Genomic DNA, 16,955 nt, shown 5'->3' with positions numbered 1-16,955 from the left:
AAATCAGCAGCCCGGGCAGTCGCGTTATGAACCAACCAGGTGAATAACCGTTGCCATGACAAACAATAAGGCGAAAAATCCGAAGGACACAACAAAACCAACCGCTGAATCTACAGCATCATTTCGTTTGCTTTGAACGTTTTTTTCAAAATCATTCAATTTCATCCCCCCTGACTGACTTAAGTATAATGGAATCGTTTTGAAAAATCTAGAAGCTAAGGTAACGTTTTCTGTTCTGGTGATTATCGCCTTTTTACAAGCTGTCCCGGGGGCTTGCGAACAGGCGTTTAATATAAATGGGGAAGCAGCTGTCAGGCTTCCTCTTTACTATTTTGCAAACTCAATTTAGGATAGAAGGGGATGATGAAAGAGAGGAAGTCGTACAACAATGGTATTTGATGTGTGGAAAAGCCTGAAAAAAGGAGAAGTCCATCCGGTTTATTGTTTATACGGAAAAGAGACGTATCTGCTCCAAGAAACCGTCAGCAGGATCAGACAGACGGTGATTGATCAAGAGACGAAAGATTTCAACCTGTCTGTTTTTGATTTGGAAGAAGACCCGCTGGATCAGGCGATTGCCGACGCTGAAACGTTCCCGTTTATGGGGGAGCGGCGCCTTGTCATTGTGAAAAATCCATATTTTTTAACGGGTGAGAAAAAGAAAGAAAAAGTTGAGCACAACGTCAGCGCGCTTGAATCGTATATACAATCACCGGCACCATATACGGTCTTTGTTCTGCTTGCGCCTTATGAAAAACTGGATGAGCGGAAAAAACTGACCAAAGCGCTAAAAAAGCAGGCGTTCATGATGGAGGCAAAGGAATTAAACGCGAAGGAAACGACAGACTTTACGATCAATCTGGCGAGAACCGAGCAGAAAACGATCGGCACCGAGGCGGCAGAGCATTTGGTTTTGCTTGTAAACGGGCATCTGTCATCCCTTTTTCAGGAGATTCAGAAACTCTGCACGTTTATTGGAGACCGTGAAGAAATTACGCTGGATGATGTAAAAATGCTTGTAGCGAGAAGCCTGGAACAAAATATCTTTGAACTGATTAATAAAATTGTCAATCGGAAACGAACTGAGAGTCTGCAAATTTTTTATGATTTGCTCAAACAAAATGAAGAACCGATCAAAATTATGGCTCTTATATCGAACCAGTTCCGGCTGATCCTGCAGACAAAATATTTCGCGGAACAAGGGTACGGCCAAAAACAGATTGCCTCTAATTTAAAGGTGCATCCATTCCGGGTAAAGCTGGCGATGGATCAAGCAAGGCTTTTTTCAGAAGCCGAGCTCCGGTCTATTATTGAACAGCTTGCCGTTATGGACTATGAGATGAAAACCGGGAAAAAGGACAAGCAGCTTTTACTAGAGCTTTTTCTCTTGCAGCTGTTAAAAAGAAATGAAAAAAACGATCCTCATCATTGAGGATCGTTTTTGTTTTATGCAGAAAGTCCGTTCACTTTTTTCGCTAGTCTTGATTTGTATCGAGCTGCGGCATTTTTGTGTACAAGACCTGTTTTCACTGCTTTATCAATACGTTTAGCTGCTTCAGTAAGAGCAGTTTTCGCTTTGTCAGCTTCGTTGTTTGCAACAGAAGCTTCAACTTGTTTGATTGCAGTACGCATAGCAGATTTGATTGTCGCGTTATGAGCGCGGCGTTCGTTATTAGTTTTTGTACGTTTAATCGCTGATTTAATGTTTGGCATGTGTTTCACCTCCTAAGATACAACCTGTAGCACAGTGTCTTAAGGTTAAATCTTCTTCACAATAGAACAAATTGTATTCTATCAAACACACCTTTAGATTGCAATATAAATGTAAAGTATTTTTCATTGAAGGAATGCTTTTAAGCATGATTCATTTTATAAATGGAAACAATATGGATACTGAATATCGAAGGAGGCCCTGTATGAAAAAGAGTGAGCTGGATGTAAATCAGTATTTGGTACGTACGGATTTAGCGGTTGAAACGAAGGAAGCCATGGCTAATCAGCAGGCTGTGCCTGCAAAAGAGATAAAAGGTTTTATCGAAAAAGAACGCGATCATGGCGGAATAAAAATCCGCACTGTTGATATCACGAAGGAAGGCGCTGAGCTTTCAGGAAAAAAAGAAGGACGTTATTTAACAATTGAGGCCCAAGGGATCAGAGAAAATGACTCGGAAATGCAAGAGAAAGTCTCTGCTGTATTTGCGGAAGAATTCTCAGCCTTTCTGGAAAGCCTTAAGATCTCAAAGGATGCGAGCTGTTTAATTGTCGGCCTCGGCAACTGGAACGTGACACCTGATGCGCTCGGTCCGATGGCTGTAGAAAATCTATTGGTGACAAGACATTTATTTAAACTCCAGCCTGAAAATGTGCAGGAGGGCTACAGGCCTGTCAGCGCATTTGCTCCTGGTGTCATGGGAATTACAGGCATCGAAACAAGCGACATTATTAAAGGGGTAATCGAACAGTCAAAACCTGATTTTGTGATTGCCATTGATGCACTTGCGGCGCGTGCGGTAGAAAGGGTCAACACAACCATTCAAATATCAGATACAGGAATTCACCCGGGGTCAGGCGTTGGAAATAAACGCAAAGACTTGAGCAAGGACACCCTGGGCGTACCTGTCATTGCAATCGGTGTACCGACAGTCGTTGACGCGGTAACAATTGCCAGCGATACGGTTGACTACATATTAAAGCATTTTGGCAGAGAAATGAGAGATGACAGTCCGTCGAGATCGCTTGTTCCGGCGGGAATGACGTTTGGGAAAAAGAAAGTGCTTACTGAAGAGGATCTTCCCGACCCAAAACAGCGTCAATCGTTTCTCGGCATTGTCGGGACTCTTGAAGAAAACGAAAAGCGGCAGCTCATTCATGAGGTGCTGGCGCCTCTGGGCCATAATTTGATGGTCACACCGAAGGAAGTCGATTCATTTATTGACGATATGGCAAATGTGCTGGCAAACGGATTAAATACAGCGCTTCATGAAAAGGTGTCTCAAGAAAACAAAGGCTCCTATAATCACTAAACGGTTCTACTTCCTCTAGCTTGTTCATAGAGTAATTACTAGACAAGCGCTGGAGGGATTCAATGAGAAATAAACGCAGAAACAGACAAATTGTTGTTGCGGTGAATGGCGGGAAAGCGATAAAGGCGATCTTTCTATTTATCGCAAGCCTAGTAGTGATTTTTGTTTTATCTGGTGTGCTGACGTCTCTCCGGCCGGAACTCAGGCCTTCGTCTGACTCTTTTTACGGGATTGCCGACGAACTGCCGGGTGACGTATTTGCACACTTGCTGCGGATGGAAAACCATTATTTCGCTTCTGACCTTTCTCAAACCGACAGCTCATTTCATCTATCACGTCTTTCTTTAAAGCTGGCGACAAGTATTAATCTCGAAGATCCGCGAAGTTTTCTTGGACGCGAGCTGCCTGGGTTTGCGCAATTTGACACAGAGATTCTTTTAGCGGGACAAGGCACCGATTATACAAACATGCCGTCGGAATCCCCGCCGCCTTCAAAGGTGATGCAGGAAGAAAGAGAAGCGAATTTGGCGGAGATTGAAAAACAGCAGACGCAAACAGACAATACGAAAAAAGACCCGCCAAAACAAACAACCGGCGATAAGAAGGTTGTCTTTATCTATCACACGCACAATACAGAATCTTATCTCCCGTTATTAAAAGGTGAGACCGACCCCGATATGGCGCGTCATTCTAAAGCAAACGTCACCCTCGTGGGAGACATGTTCGGAAAAGCGCTGCAATCTCAAGGTATCGGAGCCACAGTTAATAAAACGGATATACAGGCAAAACTGAGCAAAAAAGGGTTGAATTATGCCAGATCCTATGATGAATCAAGGCCGGTCGTGCAGGAAGCCCTTGCGTCAAATAAAAATCTGCAATATATCATTGACATCCATAGAGACTCCAGGCGCAAGAAAAATACGACGGCAACCATTAAAGGGAAAAGCTATGCCCGGGTGGCGTTTGTGGTCGGCAAAAAAAGCAAGAATTTCGAAGAAAACTACAAAATTGCAAGTGAGCTTCACAAGCTGATGGAGAAAAAATACCCGGGACTCAGCACAGGGGTCTTTTCTAAAGGCTCACCAGGCGATAACGGAGTTTACAACCAAGACTTAAACGACAGAGCGCTTTTGCTTGAATTCGGCGGAGTGGATAACAATCTCGAAGAGCTGCAGCGGGCGGCTGACGCAACCGCTGACGTATTCAGCGAAATGTACTGGGATGCTGAAAAGGTTAACGCTGAAAGCGGCGAGACGAAAAAACAATAAGAAATAGGTGGTTGAGTTGATTGCATATCTTGGCAAATGCTTGCTTCTTGTGGCGATGATGTTTATAGGCGTCCTGTTCGGCATGCAGCAGGCGAATAACGGCATGCTGAGCATGAAAGGCTATCATGATCCTTCACTGAAAGGCGCGTTTACGCTCACAGACGGAGAAAATAATGAAAAAGAAGCGACCGTTTTAGGGGAAACAGTAACCTCGAAAGATTTAGAAGAAAAACAAAAAGAGCTGGAACAGGTGGAAACCTTTAACGTTTTCTCTAAAGCCGGAAAAACGCTTTCTGACACAGTGACAAACACAGCCCAATCGATGTATGAATGGATACGGGATATGAGAAAATAAGTGCTTGAAAGAGAAAAGCAGCCCCAGTATGAGAGGGAACTTTTCTCTTTCTTGTTTTACATTGAATCTTTACAATCCTATTGATATAATCTAAGCTAGTGTATTTTGCGTTTAATAGTAGGAGTGATAGATTGTGACAGATAAAGAAAAGCGTTTAGAGAGGCAGTCGAGAATTCGGAATTTCTCCATCATCGCCCATATTGACCACGGAAAATCGACCTTAGCGGATCGAATTTTAGAAAAAACGTCGGCAATCACTCAACGAGAAATGAAAGAACAATTGCTTGATTCTATGGATCTTGAACGCGAACGGGGCATTACCATTAAATTAAACTCTGTTCAGCTTAAATACAAAGCGAAAGACGGAGAGGAATATATTTTCCACCTGATTGACACACCGGGACACGTCGATTTCACATATGAAGTATCCCGAAGCCTTGCTGCCTGCGAAGGAGCGATACTTGTCGTGGATGCGGCGCAAGGAATTGAAGCGCAGACGCTTGCGAACGTTTACTTGGCGCTTGATAATGACCTTGAAATTCTTCCAGTCATTAATAAAATCGATCTGCCAAGCGCAGAGCCGGAACGAGTTCGCCAAGAGGTGGAGGATGTCATCGGCCTTGACGCATCGGAAGCCGTGCTCGCTTCAGCAAAAGCCGGGATCGGGATTGAAGAGATATTAGAGCAGATCGTGGAAAAGGTGCCTGCTCCGACCGGAGATCCAGAGGCGCCGCTTAAAGCGCTGATCTTCGACTCGCTTTATGACGCTTACCGCGGTGTCGTGGCTTATATCAGAGTCGTTGAAGGAACGGTAAAGCCGGGGCAAAAAATCAAAATGATGGCAACCGGCAAAGAGTTTGAAGTGACAGAAGTCGGTGTGTTCACGCCGAAAGCAACTCCGACAGATGAACTGACCGTCGGCGATGTAGGCTTTTTAACTGCTGCGATCAAAAATGTCGGTGACACACGCGTCGGTGACACGATAACAAGCGCGGCCAATCAAGCTGCCGAAGCATTGCCTGGATATCGCAAGCTGAACCCGATGGTGTATTGCGGTTTGTATCCGATCGATACGGCCAAATACAACGATTTAAGGGAAGCTCTTGAGAAGCTTGAACTGAATGACTCATCGCTTCAATATGAAGCAGAGACATCCCAAGCGCTCGGATTCGGTTTCCGCTGCGGATTTTTAGGTATGCTTCACATGGAAATCATCCAGGAGCGGATTGAGCGTGAGTTTAAAATCGACCTGATCACAACGGCACCGAGTGTTATCTATGATGTGTATATGACAGACGGCGAAAAGGTTGTTGTCGACAACCCGTCCAACATGCCTGACCCACAAAAGATCGAAAGAATCGAGGAGCCGTATGTAAAAGCGACAATGATGGTGCCGAACGATTATGTCGGTGCGGTGATGGAGCTTTGCCAAGGAAAACGGGGTAATTTTATCGACATGCAATATTTAGACGCAAATCGTGTCAGCATTGTCTATGACATGCCATTAGCGGAAATCGTCTATGAGTTTTTTGATCAGCTGAAATCAAGCACAAAAGGCTACGCGTCCTTTGATTACGAACTGATCGGCTACAAACCGTCTAAACTTGTCAAGATGGACATTATGCTGAACGGAGAAAAAATCGACGCCCTTTCATTTATCGTGCATCGCGATTACGCGTACGAACGCGGAAAAGTAATTGTAGAAAAACTGAAAGAGCTCATTCCGCGCCAGCACTTTGAAGTACCGATTCAAGCGGCGATCGGCCAAAAAATCGTGGCCCGCTCTACCATTAAAGCGATGCGTAAAAACGTATTGGCTAAATGTTACGGCGGAGACATCTCGCGGAAACGGAAGCTTCTTGAAAAACAAAAAGAAGGAAAACGCCGAATGAAGCAGGTCGGCTCAGTTGAAGTGCCGCAAGAAGCATTTATGGCGGTCCTGAAAATGGACGACAGTCCGAAAAAATAATAGAAGCCGCCGCAGTCCTGTACTGCGGCTTCTTTCTGTAAAGAAGGTGAATACATTGAAATCAGCTTATATCCATATTCCATTTTGTGAGCATATTTGCCACTACTGCGATTTCAATAAATATTTTATTCAAAGCCAGCCCGTCGGCGAGTATTTAAACGCACTCGAGAAGGAAATGATAAATACGATAGAAAAAACGGGGCAGCCTGATTTGGATACGATTTTTATCGGAGGAGGCACGCCGACATCCCTCTCAGAGGACCAGCTCAAAAAATTGATGGACATGGTCAGCCGTGTGCTGAAGCCTGCAGACACTTTAAAAGAATTCGCTGTTGAGGCGAACCCGGACGACCTATCGGCAGAAAAACTGAAAATACTCAAGGAAGCGGGCGTTAATCGTTTAAGCTTCGGTGTGCAAACATTCGAAGACGACCTTCTAGAAAAAATCGGACGGGTGCATAAACAAAAAGACGTATTTGCCTCTTTTGAACGTGCAAGGGAAATTGGTTTTGAAAATATCAGTCTCGATTTGATGTTCGGTCTTCCCGGACAAACGCTTAAACATCTGGATCATTCTTTAAAAACTGCTTTATCCCTGAACGCAGAGCATTATTCCGTTTACTCTCTCATTGTAGAACCGAAAACGGTATTTTATAATTTGATGCAAAAAGGGGGGCTTCATCTGCCGGCGCAGGAACAGGAAGCCGAAATGTACGAAACGGTGATGAGCCGGATGGAAGCTGCCGGTATTCATCAATATGAAATCAGCAATTTTGCAAAACAAGGCATGGAATCTCAGCACAATCTGACGTACTGGAGCAATGAGGAATATTTCGGTTTCGGAGCAGGAGCCCACGGGTATATCGGCGGAATTCGAACAGTAAACGTCGGACCTGTTAAGCATTACATTGACCTGATAGCTGAAAAAGGTTTTCCTTACCGGGATACACATGAAGTGACGATGGAAGAACAAATTGAAGAAGAGATGTTTTTAGGATTAAGAAAAACATCCGGAGTCAGCAAAAAACGGTTTGAAGAGAAATACGGTCGTTCTCTTGATAAACTTTTTCCCGGCGTTTTAAAAGAGCTTTCTGAAAAGGGACTGATTCTTAACACAGAGTCTGCCGTTTGTTTGACTCATCAGGGAAAATTATTGGGTAATGAAGTTTTTGGCGCTTTTTTGGGTGAGTTATAATTGACATTTTTCTTGTGGTTTGATACTTTTGTTATAGATTTAGCACTCGCTTGTTGAGAGTGCTAACAGAGGTGATGATGATGTTAACAAATCGTCAGCTGCTGATCCTTCAGGTCATAATCAACGATTTTATTAAATCGGCGCAGCCGGTCGGATCTAGAACTCTTTCGAAAAAAGATGAAATCACATTTAGCTCTGCAACAATAAGAAACGAGATGGCTGACTTGGAGGAGCTGGGCTTTATTGAGAAAACCCACTCTTCCTCAGGACGTGTTCCGTCGGAAAAAGGGTACCGGTATTATGTTGATCATTTGCTGTCGCCCGTCAAACTGACAAAAACCGACCTAGACCAAATCCACTCGATCTTCAAAGAAAAAATATTCGAGCTGGAAAAGACAGTTCAAAAATCAGCACAAATTTTGTCCGATCTTACGAATTATACGTCTATCGTACTCGGGCCGAAGTTGAGCGAGAATTATCTTAAACAGATTCAAATCATACCGATTCAGCCCGATAAAGCGGTAGCCATTCTCGTAACCAATACGGGGCATGTGGAAAATAAAACGATTAATTTTCCAACCAAAATGGATCTGTCTGATATTGAAAAGCTGGTAAATATATTGAACGACCGTTTAACCGGTGTTCCGATGGATGAACTGAATGAACGCATTTTTAAAGAAGTTGTCATGTACTTAAGGCAGCACATTAAGAACTACGACAACATCCTTGAAGCGCTGCGTTCAACATTTCATTCGACAAGTCACGTTGAAAAATTGTTTTTCGGCGGGAAAATCAATATGCTGAACCAGCCCGAGTTCCATGATATCGGCAGAGTGCGGTCGCTGCTTTCTCTAATCGAAAAGGAGCAGGACGTCTTGAAGCTCGTCCAATCTTCAGATACAGGCATTTCGATTAAAATCGGAAAAGAAAATGACTATGAAGAGATGGAAAACTGCAGCCTGATTACAGCCTCTTATTCAGTAGATAAGAAGCAAATAGGCTCAATTGCGATCATCGGACCAACCCGTATGAATTATTCACGGGTCGTCAGTCTGCTTCAGCATGTGACTTCAGACTTGTCAAAAGCATTAACAAGTTTGTATGATGAGTAAGGGAAATTTGGCAAATTTTATCGAAGGGCATCACCCGCCCTTCTCCTTACACTTTTGAGGGAGGTGAACACAATGTCAGAAGAAAAACAAACCGCGGAACAAAACGAAACAGAAGAGCAAGAAGTAATCGAAGAACAAGCTGCCGCTGAAGAACAGCAGGAAGAAACAAACGAAAGCGAACTTCTTCAAAATCAAATTAACGAATTGCAAGGTTTGCTTGAGGAAAAGGAAAACAAACTTTTGCGTGTTCAAGCAGACTTTGAAAACTATAAACGACGCAGCCGCTTAGAAATGGAAGCGTCACAGAAATACCGTTCTCAAAACATCGTTACTGAATTGCTGCCGGCTCTTGACAGCTTTGAAAGAGCGCTTCAGGTTGAAGCCGACAATGAACAGACGAAAAGTTTGCTCCAAGGAATGGAAATGGTCCACCGCCAGCTCGTAGAAGCCTTGAATAAAGAAGGCGTAGAAGCAATCGAAGCTGTAGGACAGGAATTTGATCCGAACCTTCACCAAGCCGTTATGCAGGCTGAAGATGAAAACTACGGCTCCAACATTGTCGTTGAGGAAATGCAAAAAGGCTACAAGCTGAAGGATCGCGTCATTCGCCCTTCCATGGTAAAAGTGAATCAATAATTACATAGCAGGAGGTTATTCAAGTGAGTAAAGTTATCGGAATCGACTTAGGTACAACAAACTCATGTGTGGCAGTGCTTGAAGGCGGCGAGCCTAAAGTTATTGCTAACGCTGAAGGAAACCGCACAACTCCATCAGTTGTCGCATTCAAAAACGGCGAACGCCAAGTAGGGGAAGTGGCTAAACGCCAATCTATCACAAACCCTAACACAATTATGTCTGTCAAACGCCATATGGGTACAGATTACAAAGTTGAAATTGAAGGAAAAGATTACACTCCTCAAGAAGTGTCTGCTATCATCCTTCAACACCTTAAATCATACGCTGAAAGCTATCTTGGCGAAACAGTATCAAAAGCAGTTATCACAGTTCCTGCATACTTTAACGATGCTGAGCGTCAAGCGACAAAAGACGCTGGTAAAATCGCAGGTCTTGAAGTAGAACGTATCATCAACGAGCCGACTGCAGCAGCGCTTGCATACGGACTTGATAAAACAGATGAAGATCAAACGATCCTGGTATACGACCTTGGCGGCGGTACATTCGACGTTTCCATCCTTGAACTTGGCGACGGTGTATTCGAAGTTCGTTCAACTGCCGGTGACAACCGTCTGGGCGGAGACGATTTTGACCAAGTTATCATCGATCATCTTGTGTCTGAATTCAAAAAAGAAAACGGCATTGATCTGTCAAAAGACAAAATGGCGCTTCAGCGTTTGAAAGACGCAGCAGAAAAAGCGAAAAAAGATCTTTCCGGCGTATCTTCTACGCAAATTTCTTTACCGTTTATCACAGCTGGAGAAGCAGGACCGCTTCACCTTGAACTTACATTAACTCGCGCTAAATTCGAAGAGCTTTCTTCTCATTTAGTAGAGCGCACAATGGGCCCTGTCCGTCAAGCGCTTCAAGATGCAGGACTTTCTGCAAGCGAAATCGACAAAGTCATCCTTGTCGGCGGATCAACTCGTATTCCTGCCGTACAAGAAGCAATCAAAAAAGAAACTGGAAAAGAAGCACATAAAGGCGTAAACCCGGATGAAGTTGTAGCGCTTGGTGCTGCAATTCAGGGCGGCGTTATCACTGGTGACGTAAAAGACGTTGTTCTTCTTGACGTTACACCGCTTTCTCTCGGTATTGAAACAATGGGCGGCGTGTTCACAAAACTGATCGACCGCAACACAACAATTCCGACAAGCAAATCACAAGTGTTCTCAACTGCTGCTGATAACCAAACAGCTGTTGATATCCATGTTCTTCAAGGTGAGCGCCCAATGTCTGCCGACAACAAAACACTCGGCCGCTTCCAGCTTACTGATATCCCGCCAGCACCGCGCGGCGTGCCTCAAATCGAAGTTTCTTTCGATATTGACAAAAACGGTATCGTAAATGTAAGAGCAAAAGACTTAGGCACAGGAAAAGAACAAAACATCACAATCAAATCTTCTTCAGGTCTTTCTGATGATGAGATCGAACGCATGGTAAAAGAAGCGGAAGAAAATGCTGACGCTGATGCGAAGAAAAAAGAAGAAATCGAAGTCCGCAACGAAGCAGATCAGCTTGTTTTCCAAACTGAGAAAACATTAAAAGATCTTGAAGGCAAAGTGGACGAAGAACAAGTGAAAAAAGCCAACGATGCCAAAGACGCTTTAAAAGCAGCGATTGAGAAAAACGAATTTGAAGAGATCAAAGCGAAAAAAGATGAGCTTCAAGCAATCGTTCAAGAGCTTTCTATGAAGCTTTACGAAGAAGCTGCTAAAGCACAGCAAGCTCAAGACGGAGCAAACGCTGAAGGCAAAGCTGATGACAACGTTGTTGACGCTGAATACGAAGAAGTAAACGACGACCAAAACAAAAAATAAGTTTCTTTTTGAGTCAGCCCGCTTTTGGGCTGGCTGAAAAGAACATATTTCATAATCTGATTCAATGGTTAGAAAGTCAAAGTCAGGCATCTCTTGGCTTTGACTTTTTTTCTTGCCCGGGATAAAAGGAATTGAAAAATCATAATTCAAAATGATACAATCTAATTTATGTGAGAAATTCGGGAGAGTGAAGTAGATGAGTAAGCGTGATTACTATGAAGTGCTGGGTGTAAGTAAGAGCGCTTCAAAGGATGAAATAAAAAAGGCTTATCGAAAGCTGTCAAAAAAATATCATCCTGACATTAACAAAGAAGCCGGATCAGATGAAAAGTTTAAAGAAGTCAAAGAAGCATACGAAACGCTGTCTGATGACCAAAAACGGTCTCATTACGACCAATTTGGCCATACTGATCCTAACCAAGGCTTCGGCGGCGGCGGTTTTGGCGGCGGCGACTTCGGCGGTTTTGGTTTCGATGATATTTTCTCAAGTATTTTCGGCGGCGGCACTAGACGAAGAGATCCGAATGCACCGCGTCAAGGGGCGGATCTGCAATATACGATGACTTTGTCATTTGAGGATGCCGTTTTCGGAAAAGAAACGACCATCGAGATTCCGCGTGAGGAAACATGCGATACATGTAAAGGCTCAGGGGCGAAACCTGGTACAAATCCGGAAACGTGCTCACACTGCGGAGGCTCCGGTCAGCTAAATGTGGAGCAAAACACGCCGTTTGGTAAAGTTGTCAACAGACGAGTCTGCCACCACTGCGAAGGTACAGGTAAAATCATTAAAAACAAATGTGCGGATTGCGGCGGCAAAGGAAAAATCAAAAAACGCAAAAAAATCAACGTCACAATTCCTGCCGGTGTAGATGACGGGCAGCAGCTGCGTCTCTCAGGACAGGGTGAACCAGGCGTAAACGGCGGCCCTGCCGGGGATTTATTTGTCGTATTCCACGTGCGCGCCCACGAATTCTTTGAGCGCGACGGAGATGATATTTACTGTGAAATGCCGTTAACGTTTGCTCAAGCCGCGCTTGGAGATGAAGTGGAAGTTCCGACGCTTCACGGGAAAGTGAAATTGAAAATCCCTGCCGGTACACAAACAGGAACAAAATTCAGATTAAGAGGCAAAGGCGTTCAAAATGTCAGAGGCTATGGACAGGGTGACCAGCATATCGTCGTCCGCGTTGTCACTCCGACAAACTTGACAGATAAACAAAAAGATATTATCCGCGAATTTGCCGAAGTCAGCGGAAACCTGCCTGATGAACAGGAAATGAGTTTCTTTGATAAGGTAAAACGCGCGTTTAAAGGCGATTAATTATTGGATGAGGAGTTGGTAGTTTTGAAATGGTCCGAATTAAGCATTCACACAACACATGAAGCGGTCGAACCTATCTCAAATATTTTGCATGAAGCTGGTGCGAGTGGGGTTGTGATAGAGGACCCGCTTGATTTAATTAAAGAACGTGAGAATGTATACGGGGAAATCTACCAGCTCGACCCCAATGATTATCCGAACGAGGGTGTCATTGTCAAAGCGTATCTGCCGGTCAACAGCTTTCTTGGAGAAACGGTAGAGGGCATTAAAGAAACAATTAATAATCTGCTTCTTTATGATATTGATTTGGGCAGAAACCATATCACCATTTCCGAAGTGAATGAAGAGGAATGGGCGACTGCCTGGAAAAAATATTACCATCCTGTGAAAATTTCCGAAAAGTTTACGATTGTACCAACGTGGGAGGAATATACGCCGGTACATACGGATGAGCTGATTATTGAAATGGACCCGGGAATGGCATTCGGAACAGGCACACACCCGACAACCGTACTTTGTATTCAGGCGCTTGAACGCTTTGTGCAAAAGGGTGATAAGGTGATTGATGTAGGTACAGGTTCCGGAATTTTAAGTATTGCGGCTGCAATGCTTGAGGCTGAATCGGTTCATGCCTATGATCTTGATCCCGTTGCTGTAGAAAGCGCACGTCTCAATTTGAAGTTAAACAAGGTTAGCGATATAGCTCAAGTCAAACAAAATAATTTGTTAGACGGGATTTCAGGAGAATATGATGTGATCGTTGCCAACATTTTGGCTGAAGTCATCCTTCGTTTTACTTCACAGGCATACCATCTGCTGAAAGACGGCGGGCATTTTATTACTTCAGGAATTATCAGCCATAAAAAGCAAGAGGTAAAAGAAGCATTGGAACAGGCTGGCTTTACCATTGTGGAAATTCTCTCAATGGAAGATTGGGTCAGCATTATTGCGAAAAAATAACAGTTAGTAGGTGTCACAGCGTATGCAACGATATTTTATCGAGCTCACGAAGCAGCAAATGGAGGAAGCGCCGGCTATTTCAATTACCGGAGAAGATGTTCATCATATTGTCAATGTCATGAGAATGAACGAGGGAGACGAGATTATCTGCTGTTCTCAGGATGGCTTCGAAGCAAAATGTGAACTTCAATCTGTTACCAAAGAAAAAGTGTCCTGTCTTATGATAGAATGGACGAATGAAAACAGAGAGCTTCCGATAAAGGTTTATATTGCAAGCGGCCTCCCGAAAGGGGATAAACTTGAATGGATTATCCAAAAGGGGACTGAGCTGGGAGCTCATGCCTTTATTCCTCTGCAAGCCGCACGCTCTGTTGTCAAGCTGGATGACAAGAAAGCTAAGAAAAAGCGGGAAAGATGGACAAAAATTGCGAAGGAAGCGGCGGAGCAATCGTACCGAAACGAAGTGCCGCAAGTGCTGGATATCCATTCCTTTCAGCAGCTTCTTGACAAGGTGCAGAATTTCGATAAATGTGTCGTTGCATACGAAGAGTCATCGAAGCAAGGAGAAACAAGCTCGTTCAGCGCAGTTGTAAGCAGCCTTCCGAAAGGATCATCTCTTTTGATCGTATTCGGTCCCGAAGGCGGTTTAACAGAAGCGGAGGTTGAGCGGCTCACGGCGAAAAACGCTGTTCCGTGCGGCCTCGGACCGAGAATTTTAAGAACAGAAACCGCTCCGCTATACGCGCTGAGCGCAATTTCTTATCATACAGAGTTATTAAGAGGTGATCAATAATGGCAACTGTTGCGTTCCATACGCTTGGCTGCAAAGTCAATCATTATGAAACAGAAGCAATCTGGCAGCTTTTCAAAGATGCGGGCTATGAAAGAAGAGACTTTGAACAAACAGCTGACGTATATGTCATTAATACATGTACGGTAACAAATACGGGAGATAAAAAAAGCCGACAAGTGATCAGACGCGCCATTCGTCAAAATCCTGACGGCGTCATCTGCGTCACAGGCTGTTATGCGCAAACCTCGCCAGCTGAGATTATGGCAATCCCGGGTGTTGACATTGTAGTCGGAACTCAGGATCGAGAAAAAATGCTCGGCTACATCGATCAATATCGTGAAGAGCGTCAGCCGATCAATGGCGTCAGCAACATTATGAAAGCGAGAGTATATGAAGAGCTTGATGTACCTGCTTTCACAGACCGGACAAGAGCGTCATTAAAAATACAGGAAGGCTGCAATAACTTCTGCACGTTCTGTATCATTCCGTGGGCGCGCGGACTTCTCCGTTCACGTGACCCGGAGGAAGTTATTAAACAAGCACAGCAGCTTGTTGATGCGGGTTATAAAGAAATTGTACTTACTGGTATTCATACAGGCGGATACGGTGAAGATATGAAAGATTACAACTTTGCCAAGCTTTTGAGAGAACTTGACGCCCGTGTTCAAGGTGTGAAACGGATCAGAATTTCGTCCATCGAGGCAAGCCAGATCACAGACGAAGTAATTGAAGTTTTAGACCGTTCAGATAAGATTGTGCGCCATTTGCACATTCCGATTCAATCCGGATCAAACACAGTGCTTAAACGGATGAGACGCAAATACACTATGGAATTTTTCGCTGACCGTTTAAATAAGCTGAAAAAAGCACTTCCGGGCTTAGCCGTAACCTCCGATGTCATTGTAGGCTTCCCTGGTGAAACAGAAGAAGAATTTATGGAAACCTATAACTTTATCAAAGAAAACAGATTCTCTGAACTGCATGTTTTCCCTTATAGCAAACGTACGGGAACGCCAGCTGCGCGGATGGAAGACCAAGTGGATGAAAACGTCAAAAACGAACGTGTACACCGCCTGATTGCACTTTCTGACCAGCTTGCGAAGGAATATGCCTCTGATTATGAAAATGAAGTCCTTGAAATTATCCCTGAGGAAGCATTTAAAGAATCAGATGAAGAAAACATGTATGTCGGCTACACAGACAACTACATGAAAGTTGTTTTCAAAGGTACGGAAGACATGATCGGCAAAATCGTGAAAGTAAAAATACTAAAAGCAGGCTATCCATACAATGAAGGACAGTTTGTCCGTATTGTTGAGGATGACATAACAGAACAAATGCGTATGTCTTCTTAATCTGAAAAACCGGTGCATCTGAATGTGCCGGTTTTTTATGTTCAGTTTTTAGCTGGGATAAGCAGTTTAATAAAGCTGTAGAACAAGTTGGTAAGCGGTAAAAACAAAAGAGCTGATACGACATTAAATAGCAGACTGAAATGGGCGATTCTTTGGGCAGGGTCTGCCGAGAGCTGTTCAACAAATCCGGTCGCTGCCGCCAAAAACGGGAATACAATTGCTACACCGATTATGTTAAACAAAACATGGGCGCACGCTGTCTGTTTTGCGGCATATCCGCCGGATACAGCAGCCATGACAGCTGTAATGCATGTCCCGATGTTTGACCCAAGCACAACGCTCATTGCCTGTGTCAGTCCAATAACGCCTTCATTCATAAAGCTCATTAAAATGCCGATGCAGACAGAACTTGAGTGAATGATTGCAGTTAACACCATGCCGATAAGCAAAGCAGACCAGTTTGAGTCGTTTACATGATGAAGAATCCCTGCACCTGTTTTCAGCTGAGTAAGCGGTTCTGCAAGACGGCTGAAGCCGCTGATGCAAAAAAAGATAATTCCGAGTCCGAGAAAGCTTGTTCCCAGCTGTTTGAACGGATACCTGCCCGTCAGAAAAAACAGCAAACCGCCAATCAATAGAATCCAAATCAACACATCCATTTTGATTGCAAGAAATTCGGTTGTAAAGGTAGATCCGACATTTGTTCCAAGGATCATCGGTATTGTCCGTTTGAAAGAAAGGGCCCCCGCACTTACAAATCCGATGACAATTACCATAAAGGCGGAGCTGCTTTGGAGAAATCCTGTAAAAACAATACTGATGAGGAATGCTTTTAATGGATGATCCGTAAAAATCAGCAGCTGCTCTTCAATTTTTGAATACGTCAGCGAAATTAAACCTTTCCGAAGCATGTTCATTCCTGCGAGAAAGAATAATATAAGAGCAGTAAAACTAATCAGAAGCAACATTTTATTCACCAACCCCTTTCTATCATTATATAGACAGGCAGTCCCGCTCATGACGGAAAAGTGAACTCACTTAGTTGACCTGACTGAAGGCTTATATTATAATGTCAAAGTACATGTTTATATGTGTAACTTAAAGGT

Annotated in this window: 17 protein-coding genes; 14 read left to right on the top strand and 3 right to left on the bottom strand. The window is 43.8% G+C overall.

The genetic code is table 11. The features are described from left to right. Window positions 1-24 precede the first annotated feature (24 nt). Window positions 25-159 carry a YqzM family protein gene (locus tag CJU60_RS06875; protein WP_010335005.1) on the bottom strand — a complete coding sequence of 45 codons (135 nt, stop codon included), beginning with the start codon at window positions 157-159 and terminating at the stop codon, window positions 25-27. A 40-nt stretch (window positions 160-199) separates the two neighbouring features. Here CJU60_RS06875 and CJU60_RS21320 point away from each other — a divergent pair, with 40 nt between their 5' ends. Continuing rightward, complete coding sequence (locus CJU60_RS21320; protein WP_003229985.1) at window positions 200-349, top strand: hypothetical protein; 150 nt, start codon at window positions 200-202, stop codon at window positions 347-349. 39 nt (window positions 350-388) lie between these two features. Then, window positions 389-1,432 (top strand): DNA polymerase III subunit delta, encoded by a 1,044-nt coding sequence (gene holA, locus CJU60_RS06870; RefSeq protein ID WP_095713316.1) that lies wholly within the window; start codon window positions 389-391, stop codon window positions 1,430-1,432. 14 nt (window positions 1,433-1,446) lie between these two features. On the opposite strand, the gene rpsT is transcribed toward holA, so the two are convergent. After that, window positions 1,447-1,713, bottom strand: a complete 267-nt coding sequence (gene rpsT / locus CJU60_RS06865; protein ID WP_010335003.1) for a 30S ribosomal protein S20 — start codon at window positions 1,711-1,713, stop codon at window positions 1,447-1,449. A gap of 203 nt (window positions 1,714-1,916) precedes the next feature. Between rpsT and gpr the strand changes: the two genes are divergently transcribed. The 12 genes from gpr (at window position 1,917) to mtaB (ending at window position 15,849) form a co-directional block, all read left to right on the top strand. Beyond that, the gene (gene gpr / locus CJU60_RS06860; protein WP_044154490.1) at window positions 1,917-3,023 is read left to right on the top strand and encodes a GPR endopeptidase; all 1,107 of its coding nucleotides are present in this window, start codon (window positions 1,917-1,919) and stop codon (window positions 3,021-3,023) included. Between the two features lie 62 nt (window positions 3,024-3,085). Then, the gene (gene spoIIP, locus CJU60_RS06855) at window positions 3,086-4,291 is read left to right on the top strand and encodes a spore autolysin SpoIIP (RefSeq protein WP_095713315.1); all 1,206 of its coding nucleotides are present in this window, start codon (window positions 3,086-3,088) and stop codon (window positions 4,289-4,291) included. Window positions 4,292-4,307: 16 nt separating this feature from the next. Beyond that, window positions 4,308-4,646 carry a YqxA family protein gene (locus CJU60_RS06850; protein ID WP_024122107.1) on the top strand — a complete coding sequence of 113 codons (339 nt, stop codon included), beginning with the start codon at window positions 4,308-4,310 and terminating at the stop codon, window positions 4,644-4,646. A gap of 133 nt (window positions 4,647-4,779) precedes the next feature. Next, complete coding sequence (gene lepA, locus CJU60_RS06845) at window positions 4,780-6,615, top strand: translation elongation factor 4 (RefSeq protein WP_044154493.1); 1,836 nt, start codon at window positions 4,780-4,782, stop codon at window positions 6,613-6,615. Between the two features lie 55 nt (window positions 6,616-6,670). Continuing rightward, window positions 6,671-7,810: a radical SAM family heme chaperone HemW gene (hemW, locus tag CJU60_RS06840; RefSeq protein WP_095713314.1), complete on the top strand. Its 1,140-nt coding sequence runs from the start codon at window positions 6,671-6,673 to the stop codon at window positions 7,808-7,810. A gap of 80 nt (window positions 7,811-7,890) precedes the next feature. Beyond that, complete coding sequence (gene hrcA / locus CJU60_RS06835; protein ID WP_095713313.1) at window positions 7,891-8,922, top strand: heat-inducible transcriptional repressor HrcA; 1,032 nt, start codon at window positions 7,891-7,893, stop codon at window positions 8,920-8,922. 72 nt (window positions 8,923-8,994) lie between these two features. Further along, window positions 8,995-9,558, top strand: coding sequence for a nucleotide exchange factor GrpE (grpE, locus tag CJU60_RS06830; RefSeq protein WP_024122103.1), 564 nt, complete (start codon window positions 8,995-8,997; stop codon window positions 9,556-9,558). 23 nt (window positions 9,559-9,581) lie between these two features. After that, window positions 9,582-11,417 carry a molecular chaperone DnaK gene (gene dnaK, locus CJU60_RS06825; RefSeq protein ID WP_024122102.1) on the top strand — a complete coding sequence of 612 codons (1,836 nt, stop codon included), beginning with the start codon at window positions 9,582-9,584 and terminating at the stop codon, window positions 11,415-11,417. 196 nt (window positions 11,418-11,613) lie between these two features. After that, window positions 11,614-12,741, top strand: a complete 1,128-nt coding sequence (dnaJ, locus tag CJU60_RS06820) for a molecular chaperone DnaJ (protein ID WP_024122101.1) — start codon at window positions 11,614-11,616, stop codon at window positions 12,739-12,741. A gap of 24 nt (window positions 12,742-12,765) precedes the next feature. Next, entirely contained in the window at window positions 12,766-13,701 is a 936-nt protein-coding gene (gene prmA / locus CJU60_RS06815) for a 50S ribosomal protein L11 methyltransferase (protein WP_024122100.1), read from the top strand. Window positions 13,702-13,723: 22 nt separating this feature from the next. Further along, window positions 13,724-14,494, top strand: a complete 771-nt coding sequence (locus tag CJU60_RS06810; protein WP_095713312.1) for a 16S rRNA (uracil(1498)-N(3))-methyltransferase — start codon at window positions 13,724-13,726, stop codon at window positions 14,492-14,494. Beyond that, a complete protein-coding gene (gene mtaB / locus CJU60_RS06805) occupies window positions 14,494-15,849 on the top strand; it encodes a tRNA (N(6)-L-threonylcarbamoyladenosine(37)-C(2))-methylthiotransferase MtaB (RefSeq protein WP_024122098.1) in 1,356 nt (451 codons plus the stop codon). Before CJU60_RS06810 ends, mtaB begins: the two co-directional genes overlap by 1 nt. A gap of 41 nt (window positions 15,850-15,890) precedes the next feature. Here mtaB and CJU60_RS06800 read toward each other — a convergent pair whose 3' ends face one another. After that, window positions 15,891-16,817, bottom strand: coding sequence for a Na/Pi symporter (locus CJU60_RS06800; protein ID WP_095713311.1), 927 nt, complete (start codon window positions 16,815-16,817; stop codon window positions 15,891-15,893). Window positions 16,818-16,955 lie beyond the last annotated feature (138 nt).

The sequence above is a fragment of the Bacillus sp. 7705b genome (assembly GCF_002289525.1).
In the GTDB taxonomy this organism is placed as follows: Bacteria; Bacillota; Bacilli; order Bacillales; family Bacillaceae; genus Bacillus; species Bacillus halotolerans.
This window is presented reverse-complemented; position numbering and strand designations above follow the sequence as displayed.

Coding starts and splice junctions, on each gene's coding strand:
- CJU60_RS06800 (WP_095713311.1), bottom strand. CDS start 16,817: ATGTTGCTTCTGATTAGTTTTACTGCTCTTATATTATTCTTTCTCGCA.
- mtaB (WP_024122098.1), top strand. CDS start 14,494: ATGGCAACTGTTGCGTTCCATACGCTTGGCTGCAAAGTCAATCATTAT.
- rpsT (WP_010335003.1), bottom strand. CDS start 1,713: ATGCCAAACATTAAATCAGCGATTAAACGTACAAAAACTAATAACGAA.
- holA (WP_095713316.1), top strand. CDS start 389: ATGGTATTTGATGTGTGGAAAAGCCTGAAAAAAGGAGAAGTCCATCCG.
- hrcA (WP_095713313.1), top strand. CDS start 7,891: ATGTTAACAAATCGTCAGCTGCTGATCCTTCAGGTCATAATCAACGAT.
- dnaJ (WP_024122101.1), top strand. CDS start 11,614: ATGAGTAAGCGTGATTACTATGAAGTGCTGGGTGTAAGTAAGAGCGCT.
- gpr (WP_044154490.1), top strand. CDS start 1,917: ATGAAAAAGAGTGAGCTGGATGTAAATCAGTATTTGGTACGTACGGAT.
- spoIIP (WP_095713315.1), top strand. CDS start 3,086: ATGAGAAATAAACGCAGAAACAGACAAATTGTTGTTGCGGTGAATGGC.
- CJU60_RS06810 (WP_095713312.1), top strand. CDS start 13,724: ATGCAACGATATTTTATCGAGCTCACGAAGCAGCAAATGGAGGAAGCG.
- grpE (WP_024122103.1), top strand. CDS start 8,995: ATGTCAGAAGAAAAACAAACCGCGGAACAAAACGAAACAGAAGAGCAA.